Genomic DNA, 17,663 nt, shown 5'->3' with positions numbered 1-17,663 from the left:
ATCGGACGCGGCGGACCGGCGCCCGGTTCGCGTTTCCCAGCTAACCGCGTGGGCACGTCCGAAACAACGGTCCACACCTCGGCGGGGCATCGTGTCAGGGATCACTTATCCAGCGGTGGCCGGGCTCTGAAGTCCTTGCCGAGCGAACGATATGGTCGATCGGGTGAGCGCGAGAGACACCGACTGGGACGGCGTACGCCTCCACGTGGTCACGGGCAAGGGCGGCACCGGCAAGACCACCGTGGCCGCGGCCCTGGCCCTGGCCTTGGCGGCGGGCGGACGCAGGGTACTGCTGGTTGAGGTCGAGGGGCGGCAGGGGATCGCCCAGCTCTTCGACGTCCCCCCGCTGCCCTACGAGGAGCGCAGGGTGGCGGTCGCGCCGGACCGCGGCGAAGTCTACGCGCTCGCCGTGGACACCGAGGAGGCGCTCATCGAGTACCTCGAGATGTTCTACAACCTCCGGCGCGCGGGGAAGGCGATGACCAAGCTCGGCATCGTCGACTTCGTCACCACGATCGCGCCCGGGCTGCGCGACGTGATCCTCACGGGCAAGACCTCCGAGTCCGTCCGGCGCAAGAACAAGGACGGCTCGTTCATCTACGACGCGGTCGTCATGGACGCGCCGCCGACCGGACGCATCACCAAGTTCCTCAACGTCAACGACGAGGTGTCCGGGCTCGCCAAGGTCGGCCCGATCCGCAACCACGCCGACACGGTGATGAAGGTGGTGCGCAGCCCGGAGACGGCCGTCCACTTCGTCACGCTGCTGGAGGAGATGCCCGTCCAGGAGACCATGGACGGCATCCACGACCTGCGCGAGGCCGGGCTCCCGGTCGGCGGCGTGATCGTGAACATGGAGCACCAGCCCGTCCTGCCGCCGGACGCGCTCGCCGCGGCCGCCGCGGGCGAGCTGGACGCCGAGGAGATCGTCCGGGGCGTCAAGGCCGCCGGGCTGGAGCAGGACGCCGAGCGGATCGGCGCCGTCCTCACCGCCGAGGCCGGCGAGCACGCCCGCCGCACCGCGCTGCAGGCCCGCGAGAAGGAGCGCCTGGAGGGCCTCGACCTGCCCCGCTACACGCTCCCCCTCCTCCCGGACGGCATGGACCTCGCCGGCCTCTACGAGCTGGCCGAATCCCTCCGCGCGCAGGGCGCCGCATGACCCCGCGCGCACAGATCGCCGGCATCGCCACGCCCCCGCGCAAGCCCGACCGCCGCAGGATGACCGCGCGCGAGACCGGCCTTCGCGGCACGCCCCCGCGCGAGACCGGCCTTCGCGGCACGCTTCCACGCGAGATCGACGGCCGTGGCACGCCCCCGCGCGGAATCGACGGACGTGGCGTGACGGCGCGCGAGAACGGCCTTCGCGGCATGACCCCTGGTTCGACGGAGACGGTGTGATGAGCCCGACCGGCAAGACCCCGCCCGCGCTGGACGTCAACGAGCTGCTGGACGACCCCCGCACCAAGATCATCGTGTGCTGCGGCTCCGGCGGGGTCGGCAAGACCACCACGGCCGCCGCGCTCGGCGTCCGCGCCGCCCGCCGGGGCCGCGACGTCGTCGTCCTCACCGTGGACCCGGCCCGCCGCCTCGCCCAGTCGATGGGCCTGTCCGAGCTGGACAACAGCCCCCGGCGCATCGAGGTCGGCGGCGACGGCGAGCTGCACGCGATGATGCTCGACATGAAGCGCACCTTCGACGAGATCGTCGAGGCGCACGCCGACCCGGACCGGGCCCGGCAGATCCTCGCCAACCCCTTCTACCAGTCGCTCTCCTCGTCGCTGTCCGGGACGCAGGAGTACATGGCGATGGAGAAGCTCGGCCAGCTGCACCGCTCCGGCGCGTGGGACCTGATCATCGTGGACACCCCGCCGTCCCGGAACGCGCTGGACTTCCTGGACGCGCCCGAGCGGATGGGCCGCTTCCTGGACGGACGGTTCATGAAGATCCTCGCCGCCCCGGCCAAGACCGGCGGCCGGTTCGGGGTGAAGGTGATCAGCGCCGGGTTCGGCATGTTCACCGGCGTGCTCAACAAGGTGCTGGGCGTGCAGCTGCTGCGCGACGTCCAGACCTTCGTCGCCGCGTTCGACACGATGTTCGGCGGCTTCCGCGAGCGCGCCGAGAAGACCTTCAAGCTCCTCCAGACGCCGGGCACCGCCTTCCTCGTCGTCGCCGCCCCCGAGCCGGACGCGCTGCGCGAGGCGTCCTACTTCGTGGAACGCCTCGCCGAGGAGCGCATGCCGCTCGCCGGACTGGTCGTGAACCGCGTCCACGAGGCCGACGAGCTGCTGTCGGCGGCCCGCGCCCAGGCCGCCGCGGAGACGCTGGAGGAACGCGGCGAGCACCCGGTCACCGCCGCCCTGCTGCGCCTGCACACCGACCGCGTCCAGCTCGCCGCCCGCGAGGCCCGCCTCCGCGAGCACTTCTCCTCGGCCCACCCGACAGTGCCGGTCGTCGCCGTCCCGGCCCAGGCCGAGGACGTGCACGACCTCGACGGTCTCCGCCGCATCGGCGCCGCCTTGGCGGCCGATACCGAGTCCGACTCGGACACCGGCTCCGTGGACACGACTTCCGAACGCGCCGCCAGCTGACCCTTCCCCGGACGCGACCTCCGCCCCCTAAACGCGAATTCCATTCGGGTAAGGGGGCGGGGGTCAAGGATGCGCCGAGGCGGGTGCGATCGAGCTGGCTGAGCTGCGGATCTGTGCGATTCTTCCGCGAAAGTCGGGGCACGCCGTAATCGTCGGCACCCTTCCGGATTAACGGCGAATGCCCGGCGAGTGAATGGCTCTCGCCGGGCATTCGTCATCCTATGACCGCGATGCGCGTCTGATCAGCGGTTCCCGAACTCCGTGGCACACAAACCGCAAGACCGTGGCCACATCCGGCCACCGCCGGTTAGATCAGGCCACAAACTCGGGTTCAGACACGTCCGAAACCGCCCTGAGCTGGGACGACGAGGGCCACGGGCCCGTCTCGACGACGATCCGGGTCCGTGGCCCCATGAGTCCTGTAGCGCCGCACTCACGCGCGTCGCGCTTGTGTTCGGGCGTGCTCGTGCTCGCTGCGTCCGCGCCCGCGGGACTCGCGCACCCGGCCGGCTCGTGCCGACCGTCCCTCAAAGATGCGCGCGCCTCCGGCGTGGACGCCCCCTCCGAACGCGAGGACGCCTGAGGTCGTTCAGCTCGCGACGAGTTCGCTCTCGTCACCGTCCACTGACCGCTCGTACTCCTCCTTGGCGGTCTCCAACAGGTCGCGCCACGAGTGCACGTCCGGTCGCCGCCGCAGCAGCGCGCGCCGTTCCCGCTCGGTCATCCCGCCCCACACGCCGAACTCGATCCGGTTGTCGAGGGCGTCCGCGAGGCACTCGGTCCGCACCGGGCAGCCGCGGCAGATGAGCTTGGCCCGGTTCTGCGCCGCACCCTGCACGAACAGGGCGTCCGGATCCGCGTTACGGCAGGCGGCGCGGGCGGTCCAATCCGTGATCCACATCTTGGCCCCACTCCCCTAGGGTCTGTGTCGATTTGCGCTCTATGGCCAGACGGGCGCGGACGTCGGGCCGCCAAACGAAAGCCGTGGGGAAGAACTTACGGAAGCGAGGGACGATTCAACAGTCCCCGATGGGCCCATTCTCGATATAGCCCACCGGGGCCATACCGCCGGAACGGACTAGTTACCTCTACTTGACGCGCGAGCCAGTCCGTCGGTTGTCACACGCTTGGCACGCGCCTACGGGACCGGACGGGAGAGAGGGCCATGTTCGGGCCAAATCCCGGCGTGGCCGGGCGACCTGTCCCGAATGCACTGGTCGTCCCGCGTACTCTAGTCCCCGTGCATGATGCGAACGAGGGTCGGGGGAACGCCTTCTCCACGCTGGTCAAGCTGCTCGCGGCGGCGGTCGCCGCGGGTGTCCTGGTCGCGCTGATCGCCCTGCCGGGCGTCGGCTCGTCCGGCATGACCGCGCGGGACGCGGCGGAGAACTTCGAGAGCATGGACAGCAGGCTCGACGCCACGCCGCCGTCCGAGAAGACGGTGGTCTACGACGCGAGCGGCACCCAGATCGCCACGTTCTTCGACCGGTACCGCGAGTCGGTCCGGCTCGACCAGGTCGCGCCCATCATGCGCAACGCGATCGTCGACATCGAGGACTACCGCTTCTACCACCACGGCGCGCTCGACCTGAAGGGCACCATCCGCGCCCTGGCGTCGAACGTCGAGTCCGAGGGCACCCAGGGCGGCTCCACCCTCACCCAGCAGTACGTCAAGAACGTCCTGGTCGACCGGGCGCGCAACCAGAAGGAGTACCAGGAGGCGACCGCCCCGACCGCCGGCCGCAAGCTGCGCGAGCTGCGCTACGCGCTCGACATCGAGCGCCGGATGTCGAAAGACAAGATCCTCGAGGGCTACCTCAACATCGCCTACTTCGGCGCGGGCGCGTACGGCATCCAGGCCGCCGCCAAGCGCTACTTCAGCAAGCCCGCCTCCGCGCTCACGCTCGAACAGGCGGCGCTGCTCGCGGGCATCACGCAGAACCCGAACGCCTACGACCCGATCCGCTTCCCGGACGCCGCCAAGAAGCGCCGCGACACCGTGCTGCGCCGCATGCAGCAGCTCAACCACATCACCAAGGCGCAGGCGGACGCCGCGATCGCCAAGCCCATCACGCTGGACCGCACCGACCCGGTCGGCGGCTGCGAGACCAGCAAGGCGCCGTTCTTCTGCGAGTACGTGAAGTACGAGATGCTCAACGTCCTGTCGGACGGCAAGTACTGGTCGCTGCCCGGCAAGCAGCAGGTCGAGTACGTCAACAAGCTCAACCGCGGCGGCTACACCATCCGCACCACGCTCGACATGGACGCCCAGCGTTCGATCGACAGCGCGCTGCGCAGCGCGGTCACGCCGTCCGGCAACAAGGTCGCGGCCGAGGCGATGGTGCAGCCCGGCACCGGCAAGATCCTGGCCATCGGCCAGAGCAAGCGGTTCGGTGACACCAAGGGCCGCACCACGCTGAACCTCGCCGCCGACACCGCGCACGGCGGCGGCGCGGGCGTCTCCGCGGGCTCGACCTTCAAAGTCTTCACCCTCGCCGAGGCGCTCGACCAGGGCATCCCGGTCAACACCACGATCAACTCGCCGCAGAGCACCTCGATGAACTTCCCGATCTGCAAGGTCGGCAAGCTCAGCGGCGGCGGCCCGTGGCCCTCGATCAGCAACGCGGGCGACTCCGAGGCGGGCAACTTCAACCTCAAGAGCGGCACCTGGCACTCGGTGAACACCTTCTACGCCGAGCTGGAGAAGCGGGTCGGCGTCTGCAACGCGGTGCGGATGGCCGAGAAGTTCGGCCTGCGGAAGGCCACCGGGGCGCCGCTCGACCCGAACCCGTCCCAGGTCCTCGGCACCAACGACATCGACATGGTGCACCTGGCCGCCGCCTACGCGGGCTTCGCGGCGCGCGGCAAGTACTGCTCGCCGGTCGCCATCACGCAGGTCGTCGACCCGCAGGGCAAGCAGCTGAAGCTCCCCGCCCAGGACTGCCACCAGGCCGTCGACTCCAGCGTCGCCGACGAGGTCAACTCCATCCTCACCGGCGTCCTCACCAAGGGCACGGCCAAGAACGTCGGCGGCATCGGCCGTCCGGCCGCCGGCAAGACCGGCACCTGCGAGAACTTCACCTGCGCCGTGTTCGCCGGGCACACCCCGAACCTGGCGTCCGCCGTCGCCTACTGGGACTTCCGCGGCCCCTGGTCGCACCCGGTCTACGGCGTGTACGGCGCCGACATCCCGGCCCCGATCTGGGCGCAGTCCATGCGCGGCGCGCTCGCGGGCAAGCCCGCGCCCGGCTTCACCTCGCCCACCAAGAACTTCGGCGACACCACCAAGGTCCCGGACGTGAAGGGCCAGTCGGTCGGCGCGGCCACCGCCACGCTCAAGTCCGCCGGGTTCGACGTCAAGGTCTCGCCGCAGCCGGTGAACTCCGACCAGCCGAAGGGCACGGTCGCGTCCACCTCCCCCGGCGCGGGCTCAGACGCCGACCTCAACACCGTCGTGATCATCTATCTGAGCAACGGCGCCCAGAAGAACCCGCAGCCCGGGCAGGGCGGCCAGCCGCCCACCCAGCACGGCGGCGGCGACAACGGCTGGCCCTGGCCGTTCTAGCCCCGGACAACGGCTGAACCGGGCCGTTCCGGCCCCCGACAACGGCCGGCCCCGGCCGTTCCGGCCCCGAAAGCGACGAGGCCCCGGCGGTGTCGCACCGCCGGGGCCTCCACGTTCGGCGATCCCTCAGGACGAGGACAGCTGGCGCTTCACCTCGGCGGCGACGCGCCCGCCCTCGGCGCGCCCGGCGACCTTCGGGTTCACGGCCTTCATGACCTGGCCCATGGCGCGCGGACCGTCCGCGCCGGTCTCGGCGATCGCGTCGGCGACGAGCGCGGTCAGCTCGACGTCGCTCAGCTGCGCGGGCAGGTACCCGTCCAGCACCTCGCCCTCGTCGCGCTCGGCCTGCGCCTGCTCGGTCCGGCCCGCGTCCGCGAACGCCTGCGCGGCCTCCCGCCGCTTCTTGGCCTCGCGGGTCAGCACCCTCACCACGTCGTCGTCGGACAGCTCGCGGGCCTGCTTCCCGGCGACCTCCTCGTTCTTGACCGCCGTCAGCGCCATCCGCAGGGTGCGGGTGCGCACCTCGTCGCGGGCTTTCATGGCGACCGACAGGTCGGCCTCCAGCTTCTCCTTCAGGGCACTCATGGTCACATGATGCCCGCTACGCGCCCGTGGCCTCATCAGGATTACCGCGTGGCCCGCGACTCTGGAACCATTGGAGGAGACCATCCGGAGGGAAGAGAACCGTGCGAAAGCTCTACAGCGTGCCCCTGGCCCTGGCGGGCGCGGGCGCCGCGACGTTCGGCTACGCCTCACTCGTGGAGCGGAACTGGTTCCGCCTGCGCCGGTTCGACGTCCCCGTCCTCGCCCCGGGCCGCCCGTCCGTCCGCGTCCTGCACGTGTCGGACGCGCACCTCACCCCCGGCCGGCACCGCCTGATCGACTGGGTCCGCTCCCTGGACGCCCTGGAGCCCGACCTCGTCGTCAACACCGGCGACTCCCTCGGCCACCGCGACGCCGTCGGCCCCTTCCTGGACGCCCTCGGCCCCCTCCTCGACCGTCCCGGGGTCTTCGTCTACGGCTCGAACGACCTGTACTCGCCGACGTTCAAGAACCCGCTCCGCTACGTCTGGCGCACCAGCAAGTCCGACTACGCCAAGCGCCGCCGCGAACCGGACCTGCCCTACCGCGAGCTGGCCTCGTCCCTGCGCGCCGCCGGCTGGCTCGACCTCAACAACCGCATCGGCCGCCTCAAGATCGGCGGCCTGGACGTCGAGTTCGGCGGCATCGACGACTCCCACATCAACCGCGACCGCTACGACAAGATCGCGGGCCCGGTCGACCCCCAGGCCGACGTCCACCTCGGCGTCCTGCACTCCCCCGAACCCCGCAACCTCGACCGCTTCGTCGCCGACGGCTACGACCTCATGCTCGCCGGCCACACCCACGGCGGCCAGGTCTGCGTCCCCTTCTACGGCGCCCTCGCCACCAACTGCGGCATCGACCGCCCCCGCGTGAAGGGCCTGCACGACTACAACGGCGCCTGGCTCCACGTCTCCGCCGGCCTGGGCACCTCCCCCACCGCCCCCATGCGCTTCTGCTGCCCCCCGGAAGCCGCCCTCCTCACCCTCGTCCCCCGCGAGGGACCCACGTCACCCCGATAACCCGTCCCCAGCACTCCCCGACATCCGCTAAAGTAGTCAAGGCGCCGGGAGGAACGTACGACTCCCGGGCAGCCACCAACCGGGGTGTAGCGCAGCTTGGCAGCGCGCTTCGTTCGGGACGAAGAGGTCGTGGGTTCAAATCCCGCCACCCCGACAGGTTGAAGCAGGCAAGAGGCCGGTTCTCCACACGGAGACCGGCCTCTTGATCGTTCATCCCCTCTTCGCCCCTCGATCTGAAACCCAACGCCCGTCACCGCCCTGGTGCGCATGGCACCAGCCGAGCGGCACACCGGTAGTCATGCCTGGTCAGCGGCTCTTTCGGCGAGGTAAGGGATCGCAGCGATCTTTTCCGGCGCAAGGCGGTCCCAGAGCAATCCGGCGGGACGACGCGGTCTACCGCAGCGGACGGTCCGGGTCGGAGTGATGATCAGGTCCACGCGGAAGTCGTGATCGTCCTCGGGCAACGGCTCGTCGAGCACCTGGAGGTCGTGGACGGTCGTCGCGACGAGGGTGTCCGGCCCGACGAGCCCGGCTTCCCGAACCATGGCGAACTCGATGTCGGAGTAGCCTGCTCCCTTGCCCAGCCGGACGCCCTGGTGGTTGACGGCGACCGTGCCGCAGAGGAACAGGCCGATCGGTCGCATCGCAGCTGGCGTGACCTTCGGGGCGATCACCTGCGCGGTCTGGCCGCCGGCGGCTTCGAGCGGGACGCGAGTGGGGGTCGAGCTCGTAGAAGGGGCGGCGGTCGGCCAGCCGGGGCACCGCCATGTAGACGAGCTTGCCGTCATGCAGCGCCCGGGCGCGGACGGGCAACTGCGCGCGGTCGGGGTTGGCCTTGATGACCTGAATGTCCTGCCAGAGCGCCAACCCGGCCAGGCGCTCAGCGGCCTGGTCGGAGCCGACGAAGTCGGGTATGTGGCCATGCACTCCCGGCTCGCGCACCGCACGCTGCTCTTCGAGCCGGTCCCAGACACGCTGACGGATCTGATGCTTGGCCTCGTCGATGCCCATGCCCGATGGATACGCCGTTCAGTCAGCCGTCACCGGATGGGCGGGTGAAGACGGGCTGAGGCTCAGCCTGCGGAAAACGCCTCGGCCGACCGCTTCATCGAACGGGCCCGCACCAGCGAGCGCGAACTCAGCCCCCGCATGACCGACATCGCACACGACCTCGGCGGACATGGAAGGGCTGCAGTACTCGCTGAAGACCTCGGCCTCCCTGAAACGCAAGCTCGCCACGCTGCTGCAGACTCGCCCCGGCTGGAACGTCAACGACGCCCTCCGTGGCATCAAGGACTCGGTCCGCTACACCATGTCGTTCAGCGACGACGGCTACACCGCCGGAGTCCGAGAAGCCGCGCGATGCCTCCGCGACGACGGATATGAGCCCGTCACCTGGAAGAACACATGGAGCAGCGACGGCTACCGCGGCATCAACACCACCTGGCGCGCCCCGCGCACCGGACAGGTCTTTGAGGTCCAGTTCCACACCGCTGCGAGCTTCCGCGCCAAGATGGTCACCCACGAGCTCTACGAGAAAGCCCGCCTACCCGGCACCACACCCGACGAGGCGAACCGGCTCAACCAGCAACAACACGACACGTTCCGCCAGGTCCCGATCCCACCGGGAGCCGCCGACCTGCGCCCACCCGGCTAGGACACCAGCGATGCCCGACACCACCTACTACGCCCTCGTCAACGACGACCACCCGGCTGAACGTCCCGCCGGGCTCGTCCGCCGGATCCACACCGTCCCCGTCCCGACCGACGAGATCCTCACCCGCGACCTGACCTGGCAACCCACCGACTTCCTCCACCGCTACTGGCTCGGCCACAACGACCAGGACTACGTCGAGATCACCGAAGCCCACGCCGATGCCGTCATCGACGCCTGGCGCTCGGCTGCGAATGGCTGACGCCACGTGGGCTCCGGGTTCGCCTCCCGCCCGTGCGTGGACGACGTGGGCCCAGGTCCGCATCGGCGCCGGCACGGCCCATGTCATGAAGGGCTCTCTGGATGGAGCGTCCACTGAGATCGGACTGATGCTCGGCCTGGCGCCTGAGTACCGTATCTCGACCATCACTCGTTACCTCGCTCAGTTGGACCGGCGTCTGTGCGCCCGCCGTTTCCGGCACAGCGTCGAAGCGATCGATCTCCGGGAACGCATTCGCGTCTTCAACGCCGGCGCGGTCACCGGTCCGAAGGAGCTTCTGTGAGCCCATTGCCGAGCCGCATGGTCGACCGATGGCGGGTGCGCGGTGATCAACTTCCGGGCGAAGAGGTGCTGTACTGGCACATTCTTCTACGTGATCATCCGGCGGTCGTCGCCCTTGCAGAGCGAGCTCAGGAACGCCTTGTCCCCTTCGCCGACGGCCTTCACTTCACGCCGTTGGAATGGCTTCATATCACCACGCTTGTGGTCGGCCGTCCGCCGGATGATGAGGCCCAGTTGAAAATGACGGCCGACGTGGCCCGCGACCTGCTCGAACGGGCCGATCCCGCGCGGGTCGATGTCGGAAGAGTTCTGTACCACCCTGAAGCGATCGTGCTGGCGGTCGAACCCAGAGACGCGCTCGCCCGGTTCCGATCAGCAGCTCAGGCCGCGACACGCGCGGTCGATGTGCACGGCGACGTCGCACCGTGGTTCCCCCACGTCACCGTCGCCTACAGCACGGCCGACCAGCCGGCCGCGCCCATTATCAGCGCGCTCGGACGCCGCCTTCCGAGTGCCTCCCTGACGCTCGACACGCTACAGCTGGTCAGCCAGGTCGGCCCTGAGCGCTCCTGGAACTGGAGGGTTCTGGGGGAGATTCCCACAGGTGGTAGCTCCGGAGGCTGAAACCAGTTCACGATCGTCTTCGCGCATCCGCGGCGAGGTTATCGATATTTCAGAGCGCTTTTACGCGGGCTTCCATGGCGTCCAGGAAGGTGGGGTCGTACGGGTCGTCCACGTGCTCGCTGTTCCACAGGCCGGATCTGCGGACGTTCTCGTTTGCGGCCTCCATGCCCAGCCAGCCGGGGCTGATGGGGTGGGTTCCGCCGGTGCAACGGGAGAGGAGGGCGATCGAGTTGGCCCTTATCAACTTGCGTTGTTCGCGGTCGGGCACGTCGAGCCAGAGCAGGGGCATGGCACCTATGTGGTCGCTTACAGCTCGCTCAAGCGGGGCTTCGGCCGTTCGTTGGGTGGGGCTCACTTTGGGCTGAGTCCAGGACGTCTGGACTTCCGTCGGCCACTGGCCGGTTTGGAGTAGGGCGCTGCCGACGTGGTGCCGGAAGATCGAGCCGCGGTGATTGCCCACTCCTGCGTTGCTGCCGGTGACCGGGCCTCGGTGTTGCGCGAGCCTGCTCCAGAAGGACGTCTTGGAGTCGGCCTTCAACGCATGGCTGCCCACGCGCACGACTCGGAGTCGGTCTTCCCCCGCTCTGACCTGGCCGTCTTCCAGGAAGAACTCCACGCCGTAGCGCGGCCATCCGTCTGTTTCGGTGCAATCTTCGAGTCGGCGGGGGCCGCCTAGCCGGGCGGCCAATTCGTCGAGGAGGGCGTAGAAGCGTTCAGTGTCCAGTCGACGGTCTTCTCGCATGACGCTCACTCCAGAGGGACAGCCGTTACGTCTTTCGGGTAACTGTCGGCGGGTTGGCCCTGCCAGAAGCAGGTGAAAGCTTTTCCGAGCTGGCGTGGCACCTTACCTGAGGCGCCCTTTCCGGCGTCCTTGATGGTCACTAGGAATGCGCTGATGTCTGCTTGCTTCCAGGGTGTGCGCCGTATGAGCTTCGCATAGTCGGAAGTGGTAGCCGCGAAAGCCACGACCGACGATACGCTGCGGCGTCTGGCTTCGCTGATCAGTAGCTCTTCGAGCAGGCCGGACGGCCAGTCCGACAGGCGCATGATCTTGTTGTAGTCACCGATCGGCTCTTGCGGGTGCAGGAGGCCGTATCCGCCGCTGAGGATGAGCAGTGGCGCTTCCTGAGATACGGCTTCCCGGAGTGCTTCTTCGGCGGCTACATAGAATTTGCCGTTGTAGCGACGCCAGGCGGGCATCAGTTGCCGGTCGTCCACGTTCGCCAGTGCGCGATTGTTTCGCCGGGCCGTGAGGAGTTCGGGAGGCCATGGCGCGGTTTCGGCTCTGGCCGAGTCGCCGCCGGTCCTCTTTGTCTTCGAGCAGGGGATCAGCAGGAGAGTCTCGCTGGTGGTGAGACCTTGCAGCGTCTTCATGCCGTCCTCCGACAGCCTGATCGCACTCCCGGATCGGTGAGTGTACGCCTGTGGACGGTCAGGTCCAGAGGTGGCGGAGGTACCAGGTTTCGGGGGTGGCGGTCACTTCGGCTATGGCCAGGGCGCCGGTGGGGGTGGTGACCTGGAGGCGGAGGAGGCGCGGGGCGCCCGGGGGCTGCCACTCGGCCATGACGCGGCGGACGCCGAAGTGGGTGCCGTCCGGGCGGGTCAGGCGGAGCGGGCGGCCGGTGGCGGTGGTCTCGGCGGTGACGGATTGGTCGAGGTGCATGGGGTCATCGTAGAACACGTGTTCGAAGAGATGGCTGATTGGCTGCGTGTCGGTGGTGAGCCGGGGCGTGTTGGCACGGATTGGGCGGTCTGTCAGGGGCGCTGGTAGGCGGTGGCCAGGGCGGTGAAGGCGGCCTTGGGGCGCTGCGTGCCGTCCGGGAGGATCTTGACGACGCCATAGGACGCCATGTCGAGGTCGTGGGCTGGGTCGGTCTCGTCGTGCGGTAGTTCGTAGCCGGCGAAGGTGAACCAGAAGGCGCTGTCGATGCCCTCGGACTCGAAGATCCCTAGGAGGTCCTGCAGGTAGCGGACCTGCTCCTGCTCGTCGCGGGTGTAGGCGCCGGTGAGGCGCGGCGGGGTGGCGTCGCGGTCGATGATGGCCCAGCCCATTCCGCCTCGGTCCGCGGCGCCCTTGTAGGTGCAGCAGCCGAATTCGGTCACCGCGACGGGCTTTCCGTGGACGAAATGGCGGCGGAGGTCTTCGCGGTAGGTTTCGGCGTTGTCCGCGTCGCGGTAGGCGTCTACGGAGACGAGGTCGAAGTGCGTCCAGTCGATGGCTTCCCAGGGGCCGGACGCGTAGGTGACGCGGCCGTTGAAATGGGTGCGGACGGTGGCTGCTGCTTCCGCGAGGAAGTCGTTGGTTCGGGTAGGAACGTCGGCCATTTGAGCGTAGATCTCCGGGTCGCCCGAGGTGATGGCGGCGATGCGCTCGTAGACGGTGTCACCGGGGATGAAGCCTCGGGAGAAGAGGCTCACTTCGCAGCCGGTGACGAAGACCACCTCGGAGCCTGCGGCGCGTAGGTTCTCGGCGGTTTCGGCGCAGCGGGCGAAGAGGGTCAGCATTTCGTCGGCGGTCAGTTCGCAGGGGAAGGGCGCGTACCAGATTTCCAGGCCGGCGGCGGCTGCGGCTTCGGCGGCCGTCGCGAGGCGGTCGGGATCTCCGCCGGAGATCCGGACGGCGGTGCAGTTCAGCTCGTCGGCGATGACTCGCATTTCGCGCTGGACGGCTTCGCGGCTGAAATTCGTCCGGGAGTTTCGTCCACCCGGGAAGAAGCCGGTGTCGTAGTTGATGCCTTTGGCGCGCATTGATTCTCCTCAGTGTTCTACGAGCATTTTCTGCATCGGTTCCGCGGCGCTGCCGCCCGCGTTGACGGCGGCGAGGGCGATGGCGGCGAGCGGGACCGCGACGTCCAGCAGGAGGGGCCGGAAGGCGGCGACCGGAGTCGGTGCGGGCCGTTCTGCCCGGGTGAGCTGCACCATCGTGGTTCCTTCGCTTCGCTGTGGCGGTGCCTTCAGCTTCGCGGGGACGAAGGCGGCGGTGGCAGCATCGTCTGTCTGGAGATCGACAGTACAAATGTCCCGTACCGAGCGCGGGCCGTGAGTCGGCGCTCAGCCGTGCATGGCCGCGGGGCGGTGCTCAAGCGCGCGTGGTCGCGAGGGCGGTGCTCAGGCGCGGGTGATCGCGGGGATGATGCGGAAGTCGCGCTGGAAGACGAGGTTGTGCAGGTCGGCGGACGCGATCGCGCGCAGCGTGGGGACTTCGGCGGCGGCCTGGTCGGCGGTGAAGACGTTGAGCGGCCAGTCGCCGACGGTGCCGCCGCGCAGGTGCGGGTGGTGGAATCCGGCTCCGTAGAACGCGTGCAGCGTGATCGGCTGGAGGTTCGCGGCGCGCTGTTCGGGCCAGCCGAGCGTCCAGGCGGCGTGCAGGCCGCCGTCGGACGAGCGGCGCACGCCGGTCGCGGCGATCTCTCCGGTGCCGCGGAGCAGGTCGGCGTCGAACTCGGCCAGGACGCGCCGGGCATGCGGGTCGAGCAGCTCGACGGCCGCGCGGAACAGCTCCTCTTTGTCGGCGCGGTCGCGGGCGTGGTCGCCGTGGGTGCCGTCACGCAGGTCGGCGAAGTGGCGGAGCAGCGCGCTCGTGGGAGTGGGCGCGGAAGCGGAAGCCGGAGCGGTCATCGCGGATTCTCCTCAAGTCGGACGTAAGCGGCGGCCAGCCGCCGCCGGAAGGACGGGCTCGTCAGGAAGGCTCCGTGCCCCAGCCCCGGGACTTCATCCAGGTGGACGGGCACGTCGGCGCGGCGCAGGCGGGCCGCGTAGTCGCGCGCGTCGTCGATGACCGGGTCGGCGACGCCGACGGCGATCGCGGCGGGTGGCGCGCCACGGAGGTCGGCCGCCTCGGCGGGCGTGCTGTAGAGGCCGGGATGGGGGCGTCCGCCCTGGTAGGCGGCCCAGGCGGCGCGGAGCGCGTCGCGGTCCGGGAAGGCCGCGGGGGCGCGGCGGTAGGACGGCGCGCGGCACGCCGGGTCGATGGGCGGATAGGCCAGCACCTGCGCCGCCAGCCGGACGCCTCGGTCGCGCAGCACCAGCGCGGCATCGGCGGCGAGGGTGGCTCCGGCGCTGTCGCCGCCGACGGCGACCGGGAGGTTCGTCTGGACGCGGGCCCACATCACGGCGGCGAGCACGTCACGCAGCGCGTCCGGATGCCGGTGGGCGGGGACGAGCCGGTAGTCGACGCTGACGACCGTCGCGCGGGCGGCGAGTGCCAGGTCGGAGACGGGTGCGTGCCATTCGGCGGACGAGCCGGACCGCCAGCTCCCGCCGTGCGCCCACACCAGCCACCGGTCCGTGGCGGGAGGACGGTGGAGGCGGGCGGTGATCGCGCCGTCCGGCGTCGGGAGGCACATCGGCGACCAGGCGGCCAACGCCCTCACCCCCTAAAAGAACCCCAGTTCCGTTAATGGCCGGGAGCGTAGCACGGACCAGGTAGCAAATGAAACTGGAGTTCTGTTAGGGCGAACGTCAGGCGAGCTTCTCCACGACCGTGGCGGCCAGCTCGTCCAGGTAGGCGCGCGTCGGCGCGGTGCGCAGGACGGTCAGCCGCCAGTACAGCGGCCCGAGGAGCAGGTCGAGCGCGAGGCCGGCATCGACGTCCTCGGGAAGTTCGCCACGCGCGGTGGCGGCGCCGAAGACCTTGGACGTGATGTCCCGCTGCGCGTTGAGCAGCGCCTTTTCCAGCGTCTGAGCGATCTCGGGGTTCCGGGCGGCCTCGGCCAGCAGGTCCGGGACGATCTGCGCGGCCAGCGGATGGCGCAGCGCGCGGGACAGGATGCCGAGCAGCGCGCGGATGTCGCCGCGCAGCGAGCCGGTGTCCGGGACGGGGAGGCGCAGCGCCGCCACCGCGGAGACCGCGTCGATGACCAGCTCCAGCTTGGACGGCCAGCGCCGGTACACGGCCGTCTTGCCGACGCCCGCCCGGCGCGCGACCGCCTCGACCGACAGGCGGCCGTAGCCCGCGGCGGCGAGTTCCTCGAAGACCGCGGCGCGGATGGCCTCGGTGATGTCCTCGCGCAGGACGGCGGCTCCGCTGGGGGCGCGGCGCGGACGGGGCTGGGTGGTCATGGCGGTCGAGCCTAGCCGAATGGACGGAACGGTTGCGTTCCGTCCATCATCCGCCTACCGTTGAGCCGACGCGACGAAACGGTACCGTTCTATCCAACTTGCGGGTCGCGTCCTCTCCCGAATGCGAGCGCGCCATGAGTCAGCACGCCGTCAGCCATCCGCGAATCCGCACCGCACCAGCACCACCACCACCAGCACCCCGAACACCCGCCGACGACGAGGACGATCTCCCGCCGCACGAGCTGGCCGCCAAGTACGGGCTCGGCGTCAGCGGGGCCAGACCGTCCCTGGCCGCGTACACGAAGCAGGTCTGGTCGCGGCGGCACTTCATCACCGCCTACGCCACCGCCCGCCTGACCTCGATGTACGCGAGCGCGAAGCTGGGCCAGCTCTGGCAGGTCATGACGCCGCTGCTCAACGCGGGCGTCTACTACCTGATCTTCGGAGTGCTCATGGGCACCCGGCACACCGTCACGAACTTCGTCCCGTACCTGTGCACCGGGGTGTTCGTCTACAGCTTCACGCAGGGCACCGTCCTCGCCGGGACGCGGGCCGTCCAGGGCAACCTGAGCCTGATCCGCGCCCTGCACTTCCCGCGCGCGTGCCTGCCGATCGCGCTGACGCTCAACCAGCTCCAGCAGACGCTGTTCTCCACCGGCGTGCTCGCGGCGATCGTCCTCGCCTTCGGGGAGCCGCTGACGCCGCGCTGGCTGCTCATCGCGCCCGTCCTGCTCGCGCAGGCGCTGTTCAACATGGGTCTCGCGCTGGCGATGGCACGCGTCGGCGCGAAGTACACCGACGCCGCGCAGCTCGTCCCGTTCGTGACGCGCACGTGGCTGTACTTCTCCGGCGTCTTCTACAACCTGACCACGCTCACCGAGCACGCGCCGGCCTGGGCCGGGACGCTACTGGAGGCGAATCCGGCGCACGTCTACATCGCCCTGATGCGCTACTCGCTCATGCGCTCGGTGCCGTCCGCGAGCCTGCCCCCGCACGTCTGGGCGCTGGCCTTCGCGTGGGCGCTCGTGATCGGCATCGGCGGCTACGTCTACTTCTGGAAGGCCGAGGAGGAATACGGTCGTGGCTGAGATCGGGAAGGCGCGGCGGACGCCGCCGACGGTGATCGTGGACGACGTGCACGTCGTCTACCGCGTCCACGGATCGGGGACGGGACGCGGCAGCGCGACCTCGGCCCTCGGACGCCTGACCACCCGCAGATCCCTCCCCGGGACGCGCGAGGTGCACGCCGTGAAGGGCGTCAGTTTCGTCGCGCGCCGGGGCGAAGCGGTCGGCATGGTCGGGACGAACGGTTCCGGCAAGTCCACGTTGCTCCGCGCGATCGCCGGACTGCTCCCGCCCGAGCGCGGACGCGTCTACACCGACGGCCAGCCGTCGCTGCTCGGCGTCAACGCCGCGATGATGAACGACCTGTCCGGCGAGCGGAACGTCACGCTCGGCTGCCTCGCGATGGGCATGACGCCGCAGGAGACGCGGGACCGCTATCCCGGCATCGTCGACTTCTCCGGCATCAACGCGCGCGGCGACTTCATCCACATGCCGATGCGGACGTACTCGTCCGGGATGGCGGCGCGCCTGCGCTTCTCCATCGCCGCCGCGAAGACGCACGACGTACTGCTGATCGACGAGGCGCTGTCCACCGGCGACGGCACGTTCCAGCGGCGGAGCAGGGAGCGGATCGAGCAGCTCCGCGCCGAGGCCGGAACCGTCTTCCTGGTCAGCCACAACAGCGCCACCATCCGCGAGACCTGCGACCGCACGCTCTGGCTGGAGTCCGGGGTCCTGCGGATGGACGGCGCGACCGACGACGTCCTCGCCGCCTACGAGGACTTCACCCACGCGAACCCCGCCCCGCGGCCGGACTCCGCCTCCCGCCCGGACCCTGGCTCCCGGACGGCCCCCGACTCCCGGGCGGACCCCGACTCCCGGACGAACTCGGCCTCCCGGACGGACTCCGGCTCCGGTTTCGGCCGGCCCTGACCGGTGA

23 protein-coding genes and 1 tRNA gene are annotated in these 17,663 nt (G+C 69.8%); 13 read left to right on the top strand and 11 right to left on the bottom strand.

Annotation, left to right across the window (positions count from 1 at the left end):
• Positions 1–163: 163 nt before the first annotated feature.
• From bagA to bagB, 3 genes are read left to right on the top strand one after another with little or no spacing between them, the layout of a single operon-like run.
• Positions 164–1,159, top strand: coding sequence for an ATPase BagA (gene bagA / locus ACFPCY_RS16500; protein WP_378256002.1), 996 nt, complete (start codon positions 164–166; stop codon positions 1,157–1,159).
• Positions 1,156–1,398 carry a hypothetical protein gene (locus tag ACFPCY_RS16495; protein WP_378256000.1) on the top strand — a complete coding sequence of 81 codons (243 nt, stop codon included), beginning with the start codon at positions 1,156–1,158 and terminating at the stop codon, positions 1,396–1,398. The genes bagA and ACFPCY_RS16495 overlap by 4 nt, the downstream gene beginning before the upstream one ends.
• On the top strand, positions 1,398–2,588 hold the full coding sequence (bagB, locus tag ACFPCY_RS16490; RefSeq protein ID WP_378255998.1) for an ATPase BagB: 1,191 nt from the start codon (positions 1,398–1,400) through the stop codon (positions 2,586–2,588). The genes ACFPCY_RS16495 and bagB overlap by 1 nt, the downstream gene beginning before the upstream one ends.
• A 589-nt stretch (positions 2,589–3,177) precedes the next feature.
• On the opposite strand, the gene ACFPCY_RS16485 is transcribed toward bagB, so the two are convergent.
• Positions 3,178–3,489, bottom strand: coding sequence for a WhiB family transcriptional regulator (locus ACFPCY_RS16485; RefSeq protein WP_378255996.1), 312 nt, complete (start codon positions 3,487–3,489; stop codon positions 3,178–3,180).
• Positions 3,490–3,828: 339 nt separating this feature from the next.
• On the opposite strand from ACFPCY_RS16485, the gene ACFPCY_RS16480 reads away from it, so the two are divergent.
• Entirely contained in the window at positions 3,829–6,153 is a 2,325-nt protein-coding gene (locus ACFPCY_RS16480; protein ID WP_378255994.1) for a penicillin-binding protein, read from the top strand.
• A gap of 126 nt (positions 6,154–6,279) precedes the next feature.
• Here ACFPCY_RS16480 and ACFPCY_RS16475 read toward each other — a convergent pair whose 3' ends face one another.
• Complete coding sequence (locus ACFPCY_RS16475) at positions 6,280–6,738, bottom strand: GatB/YqeY domain-containing protein (RefSeq protein ID WP_378255992.1); 459 nt, start codon at positions 6,736–6,738, stop codon at positions 6,280–6,282.
• 101 nt (positions 6,739–6,839) lie between these two features.
• Between ACFPCY_RS16475 and ACFPCY_RS16470 the strand changes: the two genes are divergently transcribed.
• On the top strand, positions 6,840–7,757 hold the full coding sequence (locus tag ACFPCY_RS16470) for a metallophosphoesterase (protein WP_378255990.1): 918 nt from the start codon (positions 6,840–6,842) through the stop codon (positions 7,755–7,757).
• Positions 7,758–7,837: 80 nt separating this feature from the next.
• Positions 7,838–7,911, top strand: a tRNA-Pro gene (locus tag ACFPCY_RS16465).
• 142 nt (positions 7,912–8,053) lie between these two features.
• On the opposite strand, the gene ACFPCY_RS16460 is transcribed toward ACFPCY_RS16465, so the two are convergent.
• Positions 8,054–8,431 carry a 5-formyltetrahydrofolate cyclo-ligase gene (locus ACFPCY_RS16460; protein ID WP_378255988.1) on the bottom strand — a complete coding sequence of 126 codons (378 nt, stop codon included), beginning with the start codon at positions 8,429–8,431 and terminating at the stop codon, positions 8,054–8,056.
• Between the two features lie 40 nt (positions 8,432–8,471).
• On the opposite strand from ACFPCY_RS16460, the gene ACFPCY_RS16455 reads away from it, so the two are divergent.
• From ACFPCY_RS16455 to ACFPCY_RS16435, 5 genes are all read left to right on the top strand, one after another.
• The gene (locus tag ACFPCY_RS16455) at positions 8,472–8,816 is read left to right on the top strand and encodes a hypothetical protein (protein ID WP_378255986.1); all 345 of its coding nucleotides are present in this window, start codon (positions 8,472–8,474) and stop codon (positions 8,814–8,816) included.
• A 121-nt stretch (positions 8,817–8,937) separates the two neighbouring features.
• Positions 8,938–9,414: a hypothetical protein gene (locus ACFPCY_RS16450; RefSeq protein WP_378255984.1), complete on the top strand. Its 477-nt coding sequence runs from the start codon at positions 8,938–8,940 to the stop codon at positions 9,412–9,414.
• A 10-nt stretch (positions 9,415–9,424) separates the two neighbouring features.
• Positions 9,425–9,673: a hypothetical protein gene (locus tag ACFPCY_RS16445; RefSeq protein WP_378255982.1), complete on the top strand. Its 249-nt coding sequence runs from the start codon at positions 9,425–9,427 to the stop codon at positions 9,671–9,673.
• A gap of 85 nt (positions 9,674–9,758) precedes the next feature.
• Complete coding sequence (locus ACFPCY_RS16440) at positions 9,759–9,974, top strand: hypothetical protein (protein WP_378255980.1); 216 nt, start codon at positions 9,759–9,761, stop codon at positions 9,972–9,974.
• The gene (locus ACFPCY_RS16435; protein WP_378255978.1) at positions 9,971–10,597 is read left to right on the top strand and encodes a 2'-5' RNA ligase family protein; all 627 of its coding nucleotides are present in this window, start codon (positions 9,971–9,973) and stop codon (positions 10,595–10,597) included. Before ACFPCY_RS16440 ends, ACFPCY_RS16435 begins: the two co-directional genes overlap by 4 nt.
• Before the next feature lie 49 nt (positions 10,598–10,646).
• Here the strand turns inward: ACFPCY_RS16435 and ACFPCY_RS16430 are convergent, their stop codons facing one another.
• The 8 genes from ACFPCY_RS16430 to ACFPCY_RS16395 all read right to left on the bottom strand — a co-directional run bounded on the left by ACFPCY_RS16430 (position 10,647) and on the right by ACFPCY_RS16395 (position 15,658).
• Positions 10,647–11,339 carry a GIY-YIG domain-containing protein gene (locus tag ACFPCY_RS16430; protein ID WP_378255976.1) on the bottom strand — a complete coding sequence of 231 codons (693 nt, stop codon included), beginning with the start codon at positions 11,337–11,339 and terminating at the stop codon, positions 10,647–10,649.
• Between the two features lie 5 nt (positions 11,340–11,344).
• Positions 11,345–11,971: a YaaA family protein gene (locus ACFPCY_RS16425; protein ID WP_378255974.1), complete on the bottom strand. Its 627-nt coding sequence runs from the start codon at positions 11,969–11,971 to the stop codon at positions 11,345–11,347.
• A 58-nt stretch (positions 11,972–12,029) separates the two neighbouring features.
• The gene (locus ACFPCY_RS16420) at positions 12,030–12,260 is read right to left on the bottom strand and encodes a hypothetical protein (protein ID WP_378255972.1); all 231 of its coding nucleotides are present in this window, start codon (positions 12,258–12,260) and stop codon (positions 12,030–12,032) included.
• A gap of 92 nt (positions 12,261–12,352) precedes the next feature.
• Positions 12,353–13,345 carry a hypothetical protein gene (locus ACFPCY_RS16415; RefSeq protein ID WP_378255970.1) on the bottom strand — a complete coding sequence of 331 codons (993 nt, stop codon included), beginning with the start codon at positions 13,343–13,345 and terminating at the stop codon, positions 12,353–12,355.
• Positions 13,346–13,354: 9 nt separating this feature from the next.
• A complete protein-coding gene (locus tag ACFPCY_RS16410; RefSeq protein WP_378255968.1) occupies positions 13,355–13,519 on the bottom strand; it encodes a hypothetical protein in 165 nt (54 codons plus the stop codon).
• 186 nt (positions 13,520–13,705) lie between these two features.
• Positions 13,706–14,215: a hypothetical protein gene (locus ACFPCY_RS16405; RefSeq protein ID WP_378255966.1), complete on the bottom strand. Its 510-nt coding sequence runs from the start codon at positions 14,213–14,215 to the stop codon at positions 13,706–13,708.
• Complete coding sequence (locus tag ACFPCY_RS16400) at positions 14,212–14,961, bottom strand: alpha/beta hydrolase fold domain-containing protein (protein ID WP_378255964.1); 750 nt, start codon at positions 14,959–14,961, stop codon at positions 14,212–14,214. The genes ACFPCY_RS16405 and ACFPCY_RS16400 overlap by 4 nt, the downstream gene beginning before the upstream one ends.
• A 97-nt stretch (positions 14,962–15,058) precedes the next feature.
• The gene (locus ACFPCY_RS16395; protein ID WP_378255962.1) at positions 15,059–15,658 is read right to left on the bottom strand and encodes a TetR/AcrR family transcriptional regulator; all 600 of its coding nucleotides are present in this window, start codon (positions 15,656–15,658) and stop codon (positions 15,059–15,061) included.
• A gap of 134 nt (positions 15,659–15,792) precedes the next feature.
• Here ACFPCY_RS16395 and ACFPCY_RS16390 point away from each other — a divergent pair, with 134 nt between their 5' ends.
• Positions 15,793–16,746: an ABC transporter permease gene (locus ACFPCY_RS16390; RefSeq protein WP_378255960.1), complete on the top strand. Its 954-nt coding sequence runs from the start codon at positions 15,793–15,795 to the stop codon at positions 16,744–16,746.
• A complete protein-coding gene (locus tag ACFPCY_RS16385) occupies positions 16,739–17,656 on the top strand; it encodes an ABC transporter ATP-binding protein (RefSeq protein WP_378255959.1) in 918 nt (305 codons plus the stop codon). The genes ACFPCY_RS16390 and ACFPCY_RS16385 overlap by 8 nt, the downstream gene beginning before the upstream one ends.
• The last annotated feature ends 7 nt before the right edge of the window (positions 17,657–17,663 follow it).

The organism is Actinomadura gamaensis, assembly GCF_042652125.1.
Taxonomy (GTDB): domain Bacteria; phylum Actinomycetota; class Actinomycetes; order Streptosporangiales; family Streptosporangiaceae; genus Spirillospora; species Spirillospora gamaensis.
Note: the sequence above shows the minus strand (reverse complement) of the source record. Positions and strands in the feature narration are given on the sequence as shown.